At 48.0% G+C, this 16,302-nt stretch carries 12 protein-coding genes; 1 reads left to right on the plus strand and 11 read right to left on the minus strand.

The genetic code is table 11. The features are described 5' to 3' along the window. Positions 1–168: 168 nt before the first annotated feature. The 5 genes from NNL21_RS15060 to NNL21_RS15080 form a co-directional block, all read right to left on the minus strand. Positions 169–1,674 (minus strand): glycoside hydrolase family 43 protein, encoded by a 1,506-nt coding sequence (locus NNL21_RS15060; protein WP_204818098.1) that lies wholly within the window; start codon positions 1,672–1,674, stop codon positions 169–171. Between the two features lie 270 nt (positions 1,675–1,944). Next, positions 1,945–3,240: a histidine--tRNA ligase gene (locus NNL21_RS15065; RefSeq protein WP_204818099.1), complete on the minus strand. Its 1,296-nt coding sequence runs from the start codon at positions 3,238–3,240 to the stop codon at positions 1,945–1,947. 283 nt (positions 3,241–3,523) lie between these two features. Next, on the minus strand, positions 3,524–4,975 hold the full coding sequence (locus NNL21_RS15070) for a sulfatase-like hydrolase/transferase (protein WP_204818100.1): 1,452 nt from the start codon (positions 4,973–4,975) through the stop codon (positions 3,524–3,526). 60 nt (positions 4,976–5,035) lie between these two features. Then, positions 5,036–6,379 (minus strand): sulfatase family protein, encoded by a 1,344-nt coding sequence (locus NNL21_RS15075; RefSeq protein ID WP_204818101.1) that lies wholly within the window; start codon positions 6,377–6,379, stop codon positions 5,036–5,038. 240 nt (positions 6,380–6,619) lie between these two features. Beyond that, positions 6,620–7,135: a C40 family peptidase gene (locus tag NNL21_RS15080; protein WP_204818102.1), complete on the minus strand. Its 516-nt coding sequence runs from the start codon at positions 7,133–7,135 to the stop codon at positions 6,620–6,622. A gap of 221 nt (positions 7,136–7,356) precedes the next feature. On the opposite strand from NNL21_RS15080, the gene NNL21_RS15085 reads away from it, so the two are divergent. Next, positions 7,357–8,313, plus strand: coding sequence for a hypothetical protein (locus NNL21_RS15085; protein ID WP_204818103.1), 957 nt, complete (start codon positions 7,357–7,359; stop codon positions 8,311–8,313). An 82-nt stretch (positions 8,314–8,395) separates the two neighbouring features. On the opposite strand, the gene NNL21_RS15090 is transcribed toward NNL21_RS15085, so the two are convergent. The 6 genes from NNL21_RS15090 to NNL21_RS15115 all read right to left on the minus strand — a co-directional run bounded on the left by NNL21_RS15090 (position 8,396) and on the right by NNL21_RS15115 (position 16,181). Next, positions 8,396–9,583 carry a trans-sulfuration enzyme family protein gene (locus NNL21_RS15090; RefSeq protein ID WP_204818104.1) on the minus strand — a complete coding sequence of 396 codons (1,188 nt, stop codon included), beginning with the start codon at positions 9,581–9,583 and terminating at the stop codon, positions 8,396–8,398. A gap of 35 nt (positions 9,584–9,618) precedes the next feature. Then, on the minus strand, positions 9,619–10,446 hold the full coding sequence (locus tag NNL21_RS15095) for a carbohydrate ABC transporter permease (protein ID WP_204818105.1): 828 nt from the start codon (positions 10,444–10,446) through the stop codon (positions 9,619–9,621). Then, the gene (locus NNL21_RS15100) at positions 10,446–11,327 is read right to left on the minus strand and encodes a carbohydrate ABC transporter permease (protein WP_204818106.1); all 882 of its coding nucleotides are present in this window, start codon (positions 11,325–11,327) and stop codon (positions 10,446–10,448) included. Before NNL21_RS15100 ends, NNL21_RS15095 begins: the two co-directional genes overlap by 1 nt. 81 nt (positions 11,328–11,408) lie before the next feature. After that, positions 11,409–12,746 (minus strand): ABC transporter substrate-binding protein, encoded by a 1,338-nt coding sequence (locus NNL21_RS15105; protein WP_256555263.1) that lies wholly within the window; start codon positions 12,744–12,746, stop codon positions 11,409–11,411. Between the two features lie 124 nt (positions 12,747–12,870). After that, a complete protein-coding gene (locus NNL21_RS15110) occupies positions 12,871–13,551 on the minus strand; it encodes a FadR/GntR family transcriptional regulator (RefSeq protein WP_204818107.1) in 681 nt (226 codons plus the stop codon). A gap of 137 nt (positions 13,552–13,688) precedes the next feature. Beyond that, positions 13,689–16,181 (minus strand): WG repeat-containing protein, encoded by a 2,493-nt coding sequence (locus tag NNL21_RS15115; protein WP_204818108.1) that lies wholly within the window; start codon positions 16,179–16,181, stop codon positions 13,689–13,691. Positions 16,182–16,302: the final 121 nt, after the last annotated feature.

A 16,302-nucleotide genomic window follows, 5' to 3' on the forward strand; every position in this document is an offset into this window, starting at 1 on the left:
TACTACGCAAAACTTATATTAACACCAAATAAGAGCGTTTTCAATAAGATTTCTTAACAGCCGGAATACATATAAAACGTTTTATCCCTTTTTTTGTGAGAAAAAGGCCTGCTACTTGTATGGGTTTGTTCACTTCCAACCAAAGTAGAGGCCTCTTGCAATCCGTTATTACAAAGGACAATAATCGAACCAGTCGAAATAAGCATGGCCCGATTGCTGTTGTCCATTCCCTGCTGCATACATGGCGAAGTATACACCGGTGAAGGAACCGCTCACCTCGCCTGACATATATTGAGTCATCCCAGTGGCTAACCACTTTGGAGACTGTCCATCCATCCCAAATCCGAATTGGTACTCGCGTTCATGTGCTTTCACATATAATTGCACAATGCCCTCATCCAGTTCCTCGCTGACCGTTATTACGCTTATGTCTCCAATCGTTTTGCGAATGATCAGCTTCTTAATCCCATCCGCTCGAGTAACCGCAAGATCGTACCGGTGACGCTCGTTGGAATAGACCGTAAGCCCTGCTTCCACCCCATCCTCTTCTGCGTCAAATTCGAGCCTGGTTCCCGCTAAGCATTCAAAGTGCTGCTGCCTTCTTCCAACAAAGGTTCGGAATCCCGGACGTCCCATCGGCTCCAGCTCTCCTTGCAAGGTGAGCCAGCCCTCACGATCCGTTAACGAAATACGCTCATCGGGTTTGCCGCGTAAAAAGTTCCACTGCAGACTAAAGCTAATGCTGTCGAAGTCATCACGCGTCGATACATCCGGCCATGGATGCTGGGGAAGGCAGTCCGCTGTCATCTCGATTTCGATCGGATCGCCGTTGTTCACAATCGGCCAGCCCTCTTCATCCCATGTGACAGGAGCAAGGAACGTCTCTCGGCCCAGATGGTGAAACAAATACCCTACCGTTCGAGTGGCGAGAAAAACCATCCACCAGGAACCATTATGGGCTTGTATCAAATCACCATGTCCAACCGTTTGAATGGGGTGACCAATCAAACAACGATGAGTAAGAATCGGATTATGCGGACAGCTTTCAAATGGACCTCTGATGGACTTACTGCGGGCGGCAGTAACCATATGACCTCTCCAGGTACCGCCTTCTGCCGTAATCAAATAATACATGCCGTTGATTGCATACAGATGGGGCGCTTCACATTGCTTATCCTCATATCCCCTCCATAAGCTTGTCGGTTCACCCATCAACGTACCTGTCTCAATTTCAATTTCCCACAGCGCAATGCCATCATGACCGTTATGCTTAGAGAAATACACTTTACCGTCTTGATCAAAGAACAGGTCTGGATCATGCCCCTTGCCTGCCACCCATATCGGATCGGACCATTCCCCGTAAATATCGTCTGTATAGACGTAGAAATGACCGCCATCGCTTACATTTGTTGTAATCATGTAGAATCGTCCATCGTAATATCGCAGCGTCGGCGCCCAGACACCCGCTGAATTTGCCGCTGCGCCGAGGCTTAGCTGACTTTCCCTTGTCAAGCAATAACCGATATGGCGCCAATTCGTCAAGTCTTTACTGTGATAAATGGGTACGCCCGGAAAATATTCACACGTACTTGTGATCAGATAGTAATTATCATCGACTCTGCAAATGCTAGGATCCGGGTGGAATCCTGTTAGTATGGGGTTAGTGAAACTCATTTGCATGGACTCCTTATCGGGTTAGTTAAGCGTTTACAAAAAACGTTTTTATTGTATTTGTAGTTCTATCCTACAACGAAATTTTCGCGATGACAATAACCTTTTGGTCAAGCTTAGGTAAAAAAAGACATTCAAAAATAAGCAAATTCAACTTATTGGTAGTAACTTATGTTACCGTTCCTTCCTGATCCCGGTAAAAAATCCGCTCTGCGAGCGGATTTTTTATACTTTTCTAGGCGTTGAAACCCATGCAAACTATACTTTAATTTACTAAGGTATAATCTTTGTTTGTTTTTGCTTCATTATGTGTCCAATTTCCTCTATCGTCATAACGAATTCTGTTGATTCGAACATGTCCTTCAAGCGAATGCATCCTTGATTCGCCTCTTCTTCACCGAGAAGAAGGACGAATCGCATTCCTTTTGCAGCTGCTGTGGCGAGTGACTTCTTCAATTTGCGGCGGCTCCAATCGATACGAATGCGAATTCCTGCCTTCCTCAAAGTCGCGGCAGCCTTCAATGCTTCCGATCGTATATCACCTATGGGGACAAGGAGAACGGTTCTTTCCTCGGCCACCTCTTCACGTTCCATTAACATCTCCATGATCGGTTCGATTCCGAATGATAGTCCAACCGCATAGTAGGACATATCCCCCCTTCCCACCAGCTGGCCGATAATCGCGTCATATCGTCCTCCGCCGCCAAGACTTGAATGATAACGCCCCGTCACATCAAATATTTCATAGACCGTTCCTGTATAGAAGGATAATCCACGGGAAAGAAATGGATCGAATTGACACGTCCCGTTTAGTCCGGTCTGATCCAGAATAAACTGCAGGGCAGCAACTTCCTTTGCCCCTTCGCTATTCTGAAGTCCATACTGCAAGACAAGCTGCTCGCAGCTAATCTGGTCTTGACGAATGAGAGCAACGATAGCCGCTCGCGTTGACCCGCTCAAGTCATGCTGCTGGAGCTCGGCGCTCACACCGTCTATTCCGATCTTCGCTACTTTATCTAAAGTTAGCATCACGGCTAGCATCCGGTCAGATGGAACACCGATACGTACTAGCAGCTCGCTGAGAAAAAGTCTGTTGTTCCAGCGGATAACGATTCCTATATCCAATCGGCGAAAGACATCAACCGCGAGCTGCATTAGCTCTGCTTCCGCTTCGGGACCCTCGATACCTACTACATCTGCATCGCATTGCATAAATTCACGCAGACGCCCCCGTTTTACCGGTCCATCACGGAATACCTTGCCCATTTCATACCGTTTGATCGGCAGCTCCATACCGGGATTCATGGCGACAACCTTAGCAAACGAAATCGTAAGGTCATAACGCAGAGCAAGGCTTCGCTTGCCTTGGTCCGTCAATTGATACATCTCTTTCAGAATTTCGTCACCGCCCGCGTATTTGGATGCCAGCAGCTCTTGTTCGCTTAGTATCGGAGTTTCCATGGCGTCAAAATCGTACAGCTCGAACATCCCCTCGAGCTCCCGTCTCACGTGAAGACGAAGCGCTTGCTCGCTTCCCCAATAGTCGAATGTTCCTTTTACATTTTGCATGTTAGCCACCCTTTCTTGTGTTATCCTGCAAAATAAAAAACGCGCCGGACCTCTAGGTCCCGCGCGCATTCATATGCGGCAGGGAGGCCAACGCGATTAGCGCTAGCCCCCCTGAATGAAAATTCAGGTGTGCTAACGCTGCTTGTGATGATGAAGTTGTACGAACAGACAGACAGACATATGCTCGACTCCTTCGTTCATGATTGCATTCATTATATCCACTTCCTGCGGGTTATGCAACAATGAGGACAGACCGGGCCTTGTTCTCATATATGCAATGCCGCTATGTGTCCTGGATAAGGGTTTGCGGCCAAGCAGGATATTGATTTATATATCCGTTGGCTACCGGTTGTTCGTAAGGGAAGCTTCGCAGACTGTCGCAATCTAACGCCTCTTGGAAGCTATAGCCCTTGTAATATTCAACAAGCTGTTGGCGGCATGAAGAACAGATCTCCCGGTGGTCATCTGCAATGTCGTGCAGCTCATTCGGATCCAGACCTAAATGAAACAGATTCTCCCGTTCCCCGTTCGCATGGTAAATATATTTGAAATCACCCCATCGCAGCATGAACTTCATTGCCCGACCTTGGCCGTATTCAGCAATGATTCGTTCACGGGATGGTATGTTGGGGTCCTGACATGCCGCTGTCAGGTCCTTGCCCGATGATTCAAGCGGCAGCGCGCCGCCTGCTGCTTGAATGAATGTAGCGTATACGTCCTGCAGCATCGACAGATGTTCTCGACGCTCCCCTTGCGGGATTTGATTCGGCCAGCTGACGATCATCGGGATTCGGGTCGAGGACTCATAATAGGTCCGTTTGCCGAAGGCATAATGATCGCCTAGCATTTCACCATGATCCGCAGTCAATATGATTAACGTATCGTCGCGCAGTCCGGTCTCCTCCAGCGTATCCAGAATTACGCCTATTTGCTTATCGATTTGCGTCACGGACCCATAGTAATACGAACGCATCTTACGAATGTCGTCGTCACTGACATTATCTATCCCATTGACCTTATAATCGTTCTGAGTCCAGATTGAGTAGTCGTCCGGATGCTTCTCCGATTCTTGACGGACCGGCATCGGAATAGCGGACTCCGGATACATTCGATCATATGGAACACAAGGATCGAACGGCGGATGCGGTTTTATGAAGGAAGAGAAGATAAAGAACGGACGATTGCGGTTATTGCGGATTAACTCACAAGTACGCGATGCTGTCCAAGCTGTCGAGTGATGCTCTTCCGGCAGCTCGGATTGCTGCGGCACATAATAGTGCTCACTGCGTTTCCCATGCGGTTCGATCACATCTCCGAAGCCGTTCTCTTGGAGATAGAGCAAGTAATCATCATCTTGGATGTGCGAAGCAATCTCTTCCGACAGCAGCATACGGTCAAATCCATAATGCTTGCGAACCGGGTGAAAATGCATTTTGCCTACTGCATATGTTGCATACCCCTGGCTTCGGATCAATTCCGGCAGCGGGTGGCGTATGTCCTCGAAGCTCAAGGAATTATCCACTAAACCGAGCTCGAAGGGATTGACGCCTGCGATTAATCCATGACGTGCCGGAACACAAACCGGTGTCTGGCTGTAGGCTCGATCGAAACAGACTCCGCTCTCCGCTAATCTGCGGATGTTTGGCGTCTGTACAAAGCTGTTCCCGTAGCATTCCAGTACATCCGCCCGTAATTGATCGCACATAATAAGCAATAAATTTGGTTTTCCGCTCATGGGGATCCTCCCAAATCGTAGTTCTGAGCCTTTGACCCAGTTACATCCTGCCGAGCAACATTAATCTGTGTACGGAACGGTTCCCGTCTCATCTGTGATGTAGCCGTGTTCTTGTAAGTAGTGATCGCCTGGCAGAAATTCATCTCCACGTTTCATTAGTAGCGCAGTCAACAAATGGTGCAGACTTGTCTGAAGCTCCCGGTTACTTTCCGTGGAACACAAATTATTCATTTGGTATGGATCGGTTTCATTGTCAAATAACAACCAAGGTCCGTTTAAATCGCATATATATGTATATCTAGTCGTGCGTATGCCGCGATATTCCCTTCCTCCTGCTCCACGATGCCATTCACCGAATGGATGGACACATGTAAGTAAAGCAGCTTCCGGCTCAGGCCCTACACCTTGCAAGACAGCGGAATAATTGCTGCCTTCTACAGTACCCGGAATTTCAAGACCGCATAATCCCAGCAATGTAGGCATTAGATCCGGGGTATTGATTGGCGCTGCAATTTTCTTGCCGGCTTTGCCCAGCATCGCAGGGTAGCGGATCAACAATGGCACCCGTATCGATTCATCCCACGGCTTCTGTTTCCGCACCTCGCCATGCGAACCTAACATGTCTCCATGGTCGGATGTATATACGAAGACAGTATCGTTGTCTATCGCTTCCTCTTCTAATACATCTAACAATTGTCCAAGTAAATGATCCAGTGCGGATATATGGGCATAATATCCGGATAGATCTGTTCTTGCCATGCCGCTCCATTCATCGGGAACATTGGGACGGAGGGTGAGGGCGGCTGGATCATACATATCTCTGAACGCCTGCGGCGCTGTATCGTAAGGATTATGCGGCGGCCCCCAAGACAGCATCAGCAGGAAAGGCTGTTCGGACTCTTGTGAAGCGCGAATATAGTTAATCACATCCTGGGTTTGTGCAGCTGCATCATACCCATCCCATTTCAGCTTCTTGTCTTGATCTCCGTAATAGAAGGAATGATTGTAATCATGTGTGCATTCCAGCACACGCCAATAATCGAAGCCCTGACGCCGCTCTCTCGGAATAAACTGACTCCGTCCATGACCGTCAAGATGCCATTTTCCTACATACGCCGTTCGATATCCCCCTTGCTTGAATGCCTCCCCAATCGAAACCGCATCGTTACCTAGGTTCACATCATTGACAAACACGCCATGCGTAAGCGGATATTGTCCTGTGATGAGGCAAGCGCGTGAGGGGCAGCAAACGGGAATGCCCGCCACAGCTGTTGTACAATCCACGCTTTCTGCAGCCAATCGATCCATATACGGTGTCCGGACATCCGGATTTCCGCGATAACCTGTAGCATCCGCCCGATGCTGATCACTGAATACAACAATTACATTCGGTTTTTTCCCCATTGTCTTCTCCCTCCTGTCACTTCAAGAAGATTCATTTCCGTTCCTTCCATCAGAGCTTCTACAATTCTTCTCGCTGCACAACCATTATAGTAGGTTGCCAATATTTAGTGTAGTCAAAATTAGTGATACAAGGAGGTTTTCACATGTCCTATATGGAAATGAATAACAGGTCAAGGTCAACGTACTGCAAAGCAAAAAAAGACCTCACTCCGTCATAAGAGCAAGGCCTGATTCCGTTCATTAAAGCACGCGACGTGCCGTAATGTAGCGTTTCTTATAGTTTGAAGAGTTAAGGTCGCTTATCGCAATACCCTTAACGGATCCCGTGGTATTATGTATAAACTTCCCATTCCCCATGTAAATACCTACATGATTGATTTTCCCGGGTGTACTTACGCTGAAGAAGAGGAGATCGCCTTTCTTCAGTTTGCTTTTGCTGACGTATTTGCCTTGCTTGCTTTGTGCGACAGAACCCCATTTTAGGGATACGCCTTGCTTAGCGTACACAAACTTCGTGAAGGATGAGCAGTCGAAAATCAGCTTCGAAGGATTGTTTACGCCAAATTTATATTTCACTTTGCCTTTAAGCGATTGCGCGTAGGATACGATTGTATTGGCTTTCTGTGTGGATGATACCGATGCTTGTACACTGGCAGTCGCCGCCTGGACGGACGGTGTAGAAACAAGGCTGGCTGACAATACGACGCTTAAGCATGCAGCGCTCAGGATCATTTTACGAATCATGGTTGGTTTCATTCTTGGTGTAGCCTCCCCTGGTTGATGTGGGGAAAGTATAACATGGCTGCTGCTAAGACAAGCCGATTATAAGAAAACCCTAATCATCCATTTGGTGGAAGTCGTTTACGATTGTTTTCGAGTTTGAAACAAGTATTGATTTTATGGAAACAAGTTGCGGTTAATATAGGATGAGTACAAACCAACAAAATTTCATTCTTGCATGATGGAGGAGATTTCTAATGAAAACCATTCCTATGAGTTCAAAATCCCTTGCTCTGGCAGCTCTTGCCGCTCTTACTCTTACCCTTCAAGCCGGTTCGGCTACCGCGGCAAGCGCGAGTGCAGCAGCTAATCAACCAACCGCTTCTGTCGGCCAGACAGCCGCTGTGGACAGCACGGCAGCAACAAAGGTTGTCAATCAATATGAAGCGCTGCTTAAGTCCGGCAAGCTTCCGAAGGCAATCAGCTACCTCAATGATCATATTGACGAAGTATCGACGTATCAAGCGACGATTATGGTACTGCATTTGGAAAATGCGGTGAAGAAAGCACTACCGTCCATGGTTGATCGGATCGGCAAAACCTCGGTACAAGCGAAAATCAATAAGGTGTACAAATACGGTGACAACTTTGCTGACGTTATCAAACGCACGAATGATAAAGCATTGAAAGCATTGCTGCAGGAAGCTGCAGACAGCGGATTTAAGCTCGAGACGGCCGAGGGCTTCTACTTCCCGGTCGTTCGTTACGCGACTCTGCAGAAATATAATGCTTATGTAACCGCGGATATCAAAGCATACATGGATATCATGACCGTGGAATCCGAGAAAGCAAATATGAAGGATGCCGCACTCATGATCGGGTATCAGGAATTGGTTAACCGCGCGTTGTCACAGGAACGATTCGTGAAGCAATTCCCTTCCTCCAATCGGACCGCTCAAGTAAAACAACTGTTCAACAGCTACAAGATCCTCACGTTCTACGGCGTTAATAATACCCCGCTGTTCGACTATGATACAAAGGTCATCCAACCAAATGCCAAGAAAGGGTACTCGTTGATCTTGCAGTGGAATAAACCTGAATCCAGCGCCTACCTGACAACACTTGATAAATTCATGAAATTACTTGCGGATCAGAATTATAAGCTGACTGCAGAGGTAGAGAAATTCCGCAAGGCAAACGTACCTATACAATAAACCAACTAACTACAGCCCCCTTGCCCTTCAAACATGAAGGATAAGGGGGCTGTTGTTCTATTCCAGATAAAAAAACAGCCCTCTATAAAGGACTGTTCTGTGTGCTGCCTTGTCCGATTTGCTGCCAGGCTTGATCGATATCCCGGATCAAATCCTCCGGATTCTCCTGTCCCACATAGATCCGGACAATGGATGAATGAGATTGCGTCCCGCCAATCGAGTTGACGGTTACCAAGCTCTCGAAACCGCCCCAGCTGACTCCGATTTTGAAATATTGCAGACGATTTGCCCATTCCTTCAGCAGCTCTACAGGTTGGTCAGCCTCGAAGGAAAACAAACTGCTGTAGCCTGTCATCTGTTCACAAGCCAGATCATGCTGAGGATGTGACGCAAGACCCGGATGATTCACCTTGCGCACGTAAGACTGCTTCTCCATATGTGCTGCAACAATCAGACCGCTGCTTTCATGTCTTTGCATCCGAAGAGGCAGCGTTCGCAATCCTCTTGTTAAGAGCGCAGCAATCTGAGGCGCCATGATTCCGCCGAAGAGCATGTATTCATGATGGCTAAGCTGGTCGATCAACCGCTTGGAACCAATAACGGCGCCACCGACACAATCACTATGACCGGAAACATATTTCGTGAGGGAATGAACGACCAGATCGACCCCCATAGACAGCGGTTTCTGGTAACAGGACGTCGCCCACGTATTATCGATAATCGTTGCAGCTCCTATGCTCTTAGCCATACTCGTGCATGCTCGGAGGTCCTGCAGCTCAAACATCATCGTCGTTGGACTTTCCAGATAGAACAGCTTCGTATTCGGTTGTATGGCAGCTTGCCACGCCACCATATCGCGACCGTCGACGAACGTGGTTTCAATGCCAAAGCGGCTCAAATAGGAGCCAAGAAACTCCTTCGTCGGTCCATATACTTGGTTGACGCAGATGATATGGTCGCCACTCCGGACCAAAGACATGATCGACGAGGTAATCGCCGCCATCCCCGAGGCAAAGCAGCGCGCCGCTTCGCCTTCCTCCAGCTCGGCTAGCTTCCGCTCCAAGTATTCCACCGTTGGATTGTTTCCGCGAGAATAGACATGATGACTGAACAAATCACTGAATGCCGCATCGAATTGGTCGTATCGTTCGAATGCGAATAAACTGCTTTGATAAACCGGCACGGATATTGCGCCGTGATGTCTTGTATCTGTCGGATCATAGGATACCGTCGTATAAACCGATGATCCTTCTTTCTCTTCCTGTGCCATGCTCTCAAATCCCCTCTATCAGCAGCTCACGAATTCTATCCCTTCTCTGCTCCTTGTGTTAAGCCCGATACGATGAATTTTTGTGCAATCGCGAACAACAATACGGTCGGGATAACCGACAATACGGTACCTGCTGACATTGCCCCCCAATTGACGTCGAACTTAAGAATGAACGAATTCATCGCAACCGGCAAAGTCTTCAGCGGCTCCGAATCAATAAACATGACGGCTAGAAACAACTCATTCCAGTTCTGCACAAACGCAAATATGAATGTCGAGGCGATACCCGGCAGCATGACCGGCATGATGATCCGCAGCAGCGCCGTGAAACGCGAGCATCCATCAATCATCGCCGCTTCCTCCAGACTCGATGGAATGCGTTGGAAGAAGCCTCGCAGCATAATCGTCGAGAACGGGATCAGCGTTACGGTATACATCAAGACCAGCGAGAACCGGTTATTGATCAGCTGCATATCCGACATCATCAGATACAAAGGTGCCAACGATATGAAACCAGGAAGCATCTGCGTAGCGAAGAATGCCAGCATGATCTGCCGATGTCCACGGAAAGTGAACCTGGCCATGACATAGGCACCCAGTATGGCGATAATCATGACGATTACCGCTGCTGTAATCGCGACGATCAGACTGTTCGCGAAATACACATGGAATTTAGATATTTTGAAAATATTAACATAGTTGTCCAGTGTGAGTGTTTTCGGCCAGTACTGAAGCGGAACCGAGAAAATATCCTTCTGCGGCTTGAGTGATGTAATCGTAATCCAATAAAGCGGGAATGCCATGACGATAAAATATAGAGCAAGGACGATTCCTTTCAGTCCGATCAACGTAAATCGTTTCATTAGAAATCCCCCACTTTCTCAGATCTTGTGACAGACAGATAGAAAATGGTGTAGAGCAGTAAGATTCCGATCATGATGACCCCTACTGCCGAAGCAGCGCCATAGTCACCCGCATAGATGATTTTGTCCAGCATGAAGGAGGATAAGACATGTGTGCTTCCTGCCGGTCCACCGTTCGTCATGCCGTATATAATCGTCGGATCGTTGAAGATCCAGATCGCTCTAAGCAGCGTTGTGGTAATAACCGTAGGCATAATGTACGGAAGTGTTACACTGAATAGCTGGCGGACCGTGCCCGCACCATCCATATCGGCCGCTTCATACAATTCGCCGGGTACAGACTGAAGTGCTGCCAGCAGCATGATCGCGAAGAAAGCAATCCCGTACCATACATTGGCGACGATAACGGAAACCATGGCCCATTTGGGATCGGACAGAAAACCAATTCTTTCATCAATAATCCCAAGGCGCATCAAGATATCGTTAACCGGACCCATCTGGGAATTGAAAATCCACTTCCAAATCATGCCGATCAGAAAGCCGGATAGCGCCCATGAATAGAAGACAAAGCCTTGATAAATACCCCGTCCCCGAAACGGCTTCTTGAGGAGCAAGGCCAGCGCAAAGCCAATAACAAATTGGAAGAAAAGAGAGACGAATACCCAATAAGCGCTGTTGGTTAAGGCATGCATAAATTTCGGATCATCGAATGCGGCTTTAAAATTATCAAAACCGACGAACGGAACGTTGTTCAAATCGAACAGCTTATACTCCTGAAAAGCCATCACAATTCCTTTAAAGAACGGATAGCAGGTGAAGACCAGAACAAGCAGCAGTGCCGGCACCAGACTTAGGACGATAAAAAGCTTCCGGTTGTTCATTATGGCTGCACCCCTTCTTCTTGAATGAAAATCGTGATGGTCAGCGGTTAGCCGCCCATCACGATCGCGTTAGTCATGAAACTATTTCTGCATCTTGGTCTTTTCGTTAGCCCAATACTCATCCCATTTTTTCAGGAGGTCGTCGAGCGATGTTTTGCCAAGCAAGAAGCTTTGCTGCGACTCTGCGCTAACTTGACCCCATTGGCCAGTGCCTGGATATTGGAATGCCGGCTTGTAGCTGACAAACACATCCGGCTGGTTACCCATATCGAGCAAGGTTTTGTAAGGGCCTGTCTTGAAGAATTCGTCTTCCGCTGCTGCCGTATGAACAGGAATCAGACCATAGTCTTTGGAGAAAGCGGTATTCTGCTTCGGACTGGACATAAATTCGATCAGCTTCCAGGCTTCTTCTTTATGTTTGGAATAAGACGGTATGCCCCAACCAGAAGCGCCGGCAGCCATCAACGCTTTACCGTTCGGACCCTTCGGCATTGGAGCTGTTGCCCAAGTACCTTCATCCATGCTTTGCTGCAACGATTGGATCACGTCCGGATCCTGCAGCAGAATTCCCGTCACACCTGAAGTGAAGGCTTGAACTTGCTCGGAGAAGCCCCAGTTGATGGAATCCGGAGGTGATGCTTCTTTATACAGCTTCATGTACAGTTCCATCGCTTGCTTCGCTTCTGGCGTGGAGTAAATCGTCTTGCCATCCTTCGTGAACTGAGAATCATCCAAATTCACGTTGTCGCCATTGTAGCTGAGGATCATCGTATCGGTAGTTCCGTTAGATCCCGGACCTCCGCGGAAAGAGAATCCGTAACGGTTCTTCGACGAGTCCGTCAAAGCAGCAGCCGTATCCACCAGCTCCTGCCATGTTTCCGGAACTTCCAAGCCTTTCTCTTTCAACCAATCCTGCCGATAGAACATTTGGCGCAAGTAGAGGCCGCTAGGCATGAAATACAAGTTCTCGCCAACCGTACCGACTGATTTCGCTGTCGCAGTAACCGTGGCATAATCGGACCATTTGGCCGCATAAGCATCCAATGGCTCGGTGTACTTGTTATTGACGAATTCAGCAACGTTCAAGTCCCTGACTTCCATGACATCCAGGTCCTGCTTACCGGCCAGCATCGTCCTGATTTTGTTATCGGCTTGGTCGAACGGCGGAGAGATCAGCTCAACTTGAATCGTTGGATTCTCCGTTTCGAACTGATCAATCATCTTTTGAAGCAATTCCGTTCTCTTCGGGCTGGTCAAGCTCTCAACCATACGAAGCTTTACGGTTTCTCCATCGCTTTTACCTCCGCCGTTAGCGCTTTCACCATCGGTACTATTATTCCCGCCGCAGCCTGCCAACACACTTAACATCATGACACCCGACAGCAAGAGACCTACCGTCTTTCTTCCATGTCTACGCATGTGATGCATTCCCCCATTGCATTATTATCATACAGTCATCCTGTCTGATAGGTTAATTATAAGGAAGTATTTTCACAAATGTCAATTCATTTTTTATGTTCATTAGGTTCATTATGTATAATATTTAGTTATAAGCCTTGATAAGCTCTTCAATGCAGTCCATCATCTTGTTAAATTCGGCAACAGCTTCAACCCAATCATGCTTGGCGATCGCTTCATACATCGTAATATGGAAGGGATACGTCTCGTCAAATAACTGTTTTTCACCGAGCGGCTCGTTGAAAAACTTCTCATACATACCCGAAATCGAATGAAGCACACTTTCAAGAATCGTATTTCCCGATGCCTTAATAATCATCCGGTGGAAGGCAAGATCGACCTGGGAGGTGTCCTTCCCGGCTTCCTTCAGCCGTTTGTATTCCTTCAAGCATTGGTCAAGTTCAATGATTTGGGCAGGGGTAATACGCCTCGCGGCCAGCTCAATTGACTTCCCCTCAAGAGCCCGGCGCACCTCCAGAACATGAAGGAGAAACCGCTTTTCATTCTCAATTTTAAATTTGCCGGTAAAGCGGAACATATTCACATCGTTCACGAAAATCCCTTTGCCATTCTCTACTTTGACAATATCAACAGCCTCCAGATAGCGGAGCGCCTCGCGAAGGGATGAACGGCCAACACCGAACATATTCGTCATCTCTTCCACAGAAGGCAGCTTGTCCCCTTCCTTCAATTGATGCTCGCTGATGTAGTTTTGAATTTCCTTGGAAACTAATTCGTGAACATGAACTTTTTTTATTTTCCCCAAAGTCGTTGTCCCCTTTTGTAGAATAGCTTTACCCCTATCAGACAGGTATAATCATAGGTCTTTATTTATACCATGTCAATATATACAATATAACCGCAACCAAAAAAACGCCGGCGTTAGCAGCCGGCACTCTCCATTCAATAATGAAATGAATTCCAGAACGGTCCATCGACCGCAATGATATTCATGATCGCTGCGAACGGGATCTTAAAGGTCGGAAATCCCGCCGCATAAGGTGCAATTTCATACGGCTCAAAATAGAGATGCAGCGCATTCTCGGATACGAAGAAGGGTTGATCCGGCCGAATCCCCTTGTACGTTCCCGGGAAGACATAGGAATATTGCGGATCCTCCTTGATTTGCAAGCCAATGATATCGCTCAATACCTTGACATAATCGCTGCCGGGCTTGAACAATTCCTTCAATTCGAATATATGGCCGGTTACCAGATTGATATGCGTATACAGCTTGGTTGGCATACCGTGTGCGGCGCCAAACGGATAGCGGTAGCCGGTCAGCTCAAGAACGAGCAAATCCTTCTTGAAGAACGCGACGTCGAAATCGCCGTTATAGGAATAGTCCAATTGTATATTCCCTGGGACCGGCTTGACCTGAGACAGCTCCTTCAGCTTATCGTTAACTGCCCGCTGCGCCGCCAGATCCGCCATCCCCTCCACCTGCGGGTAATACACCAAATAATCTCGGTTTGGATTATATTTCTCTTCCCTTACCCGATAAGGCTCTCGAAGTGGAATAATCGTGTTTTGCCGCCAAATTACCCGGCCTGCCTGATCCAAGTAGGATAATCGTCGATCAACGTTTGCCTGAATGAGTCCATCTATCATCGTTAAGGTTCCACTACCGTTCAAGCGAGGATAACCTGGCGCCGCGTGTCCGCTGTGATCAATCCAATAGGTCTGATTCCGGTCGCTTGCCGAGGCAAGGCCGTTCTTGAAATCGCCAATATCAAGGTAGATAAAATCGGATAACAGCTTCCCGTTCAGATCAGCAATGGCAAAGGTAGAGCCAATAAACGGCTGCGAAGGATCAATCGCTTTCCCCAGCGCCAGCCGCCCCTCCCCAAGCTGCCTGATTTCATTGTATACCGGATCGATGACGAATGTCCCCTGTTTATCAATAAGACCGTATTGCGAATGGTAATCTTCACTCGTATTCACGACTGCCCTGCCATTCCGGAAGGGCTGCGCATACACGAATGCAGGCTTTATAACTATATTCCCCTGCTCGTCAATATAGCCATACTTGCCATTCTCTTGCTGCTGAAAAGCAAGCAGACCATCACCCGGCGGACCTACGTTCGCATAGGAAAAGGCCGCTAATTGTGCCCCGTCCAGCCCAATAAGAGCAAATTGATTGTCTGTCCGCTTCACTAGCGCTTTCCCACGATCGAAATCTCCTGCTTCCATAAACTGCGGGGGGATGACTTCACGGCCGTTCCCATCCAAGTACCCGTACAGACTATTTCCTTCTTTATCCGTGATGTAGAACATCGCTCTGCCTTCATGCAAGTTAGCGATATATGAGTATGCTCTCTTCGTGACGATCTGGCCGGTCGGATCCATGAGCTTGAAGCCTTCGGAGTCAATAATGACCGCCCTGCCTTCCATGAAGGGCCCGATATAATCGTATATCGGCTTCACGACAAATACGCCCGATGCATCGATCAGGCCAGCAGCATTGTCTAGGCGTACAATGGCCAGACCATTGGGTTGAAAGACATCCGCTTCCTCGAACTGTGGAAGAATGACCATGCTGCCGCTTCGATCAATATAGCCCCATCTAGTTCCATTCGCTGTTTTCACTGGAGCAGGAAAAAGCCCCACATCACGACGGATTGCCTTGTGACGCTCCAGATGCTTCGTAATTTCCTCTTCTAATCGGACCAATTCATCATTCGATGGATATAGCTGTTCAATACGGAGTGCCACTCGTACAGATTGAAGTGCAGCCGCGGGTTGGCCCGCTTTCAATTGCGCGTCCGCCAGATAGTACCAATAGAAACGATAGGTGGGATGCAGTCGAACCAGGCGCTCGTAATAATGGACTACTTTTGGATAATAGTAACGATCTGCCTCAGATGCAGGCACCAGCTTTCCATTCTCCCAGCGCACCACGCTCACACGATATGCTTCTCCGGTATCATGCTGCCACAAAGCTATGTAGGCTCTGCCATGTGCATCGAATTCGGCGGGAAGCTCAAAAACATCCATATAGCTGAAGATCGCATCCTCTGGCGCTGCATCGCGAAGTCCCTCCCGCGTCCACTCATAGAGGGACAGCTTCGACCAAATGGAACCGAGCTGCCACCCGACGAGCACCTGTTCTCCCCCGCTTCCGGTTACATTCGCCGCCTGCAGCACGGTTACTCCATATCCGGTTCCCTTCACATGACTAAGAACTTTCCAGCCGTCTTTGCTCAATTGGAGAACGAGCAAGTACTGCTCACCTTGAAGGCGGTAAATCGCGATTATTTCAGATGTCCGGTCGTTATCCAAATCTACCGTGATTACTGCCGGATGAGGACGCGGCTGTGCAATCGTGACGATTTCCGCCCCAACAGGCAAATAGGGACGTACAAATTGTTCCAAATTGAATCGAATATTATACATCCATTCACCTCCTACATGCATGCTATTCTCTTGTTCTTCCGCAACAATGAACTTCGCCTAATCGTATGCAAATATGACGCAGATATGCCCCTATCCGAAGGCACTGAATGATAAACATAAC

The organism is Paenibacillus mendelii (assembly GCF_024498075.1).
GTDB classification, from domain to species: Bacteria; Bacillota; Bacilli; order Paenibacillales; family Paenibacillaceae; genus Paenibacillus_Z; species Paenibacillus_Z mendelii.

What these genes read in the sequence shown, in the direction of transcription:
- NNL21_RS15115 (WP_204818108.1), bottom strand. Translation starts at nt 16,181, where the DNA reads ATGTATAATATTCGATTCAATTTGGAACAATTTGTACGTCCCTATTTG.
- NNL21_RS15095 (WP_204818105.1), bottom strand. Translation starts at nt 10,446, where the DNA reads ATGAAACGATTTACGTTGATCGGACTGAAAGGAATCGTCCTTGCTCTA.
- NNL21_RS15100 (WP_204818106.1), bottom strand. Translation starts at nt 11,327, where the DNA reads ATGAACAACCGGAAGCTTTTTATCGTCCTAAGTCTGGTGCCGGCACTG.
- NNL21_RS15085 (WP_204818103.1), top strand. Translation starts at nt 7,357, where the DNA reads ATGAAAACCATTCCTATGAGTTCAAAATCCCTTGCTCTGGCAGCTCTT.
- NNL21_RS15080 (WP_204818102.1), bottom strand. Translation starts at nt 7,135, where the DNA reads ATGAAACCAACCATGATTCGTAAAATGATCCTGAGCGCTGCATGCTTA.
- NNL21_RS15060 (WP_204818098.1), bottom strand. Translation starts at nt 1,674, where the DNA reads ATGAGTTTCACTAACCCCATACTAACAGGATTCCACCCGGATCCTAGC.
- NNL21_RS15070 (WP_204818100.1), bottom strand. Translation starts at nt 4,975, where the DNA reads ATGAGCGGAAAACCAAATTTATTGCTTATTATGTGCGATCAATTACGG.
- NNL21_RS15105 (WP_256555263.1), bottom strand. Translation starts at nt 12,746, where the DNA reads ATGCGTAGACATGGAAGAAAGACGGTAGGTCTCTTGCTGTCGGGTGTC.
- NNL21_RS15065 (WP_204818099.1), bottom strand. Translation starts at nt 3,240, where the DNA reads ATGCAAAATGTAAAAGGAACATTCGACTATTGGGGAAGCGAGCAAGCG.
- NNL21_RS15090 (WP_204818104.1), bottom strand. Translation starts at nt 9,583, where the DNA reads ATGGCACAGGAAGAGAAAGAAGGATCATCGGTTTATACGACGGTATCC.
- NNL21_RS15075 (WP_204818101.1), bottom strand. Translation starts at nt 6,379, where the DNA reads ATGGGGAAAAAACCGAATGTAATTGTTGTATTCAGTGATCAGCATCGG.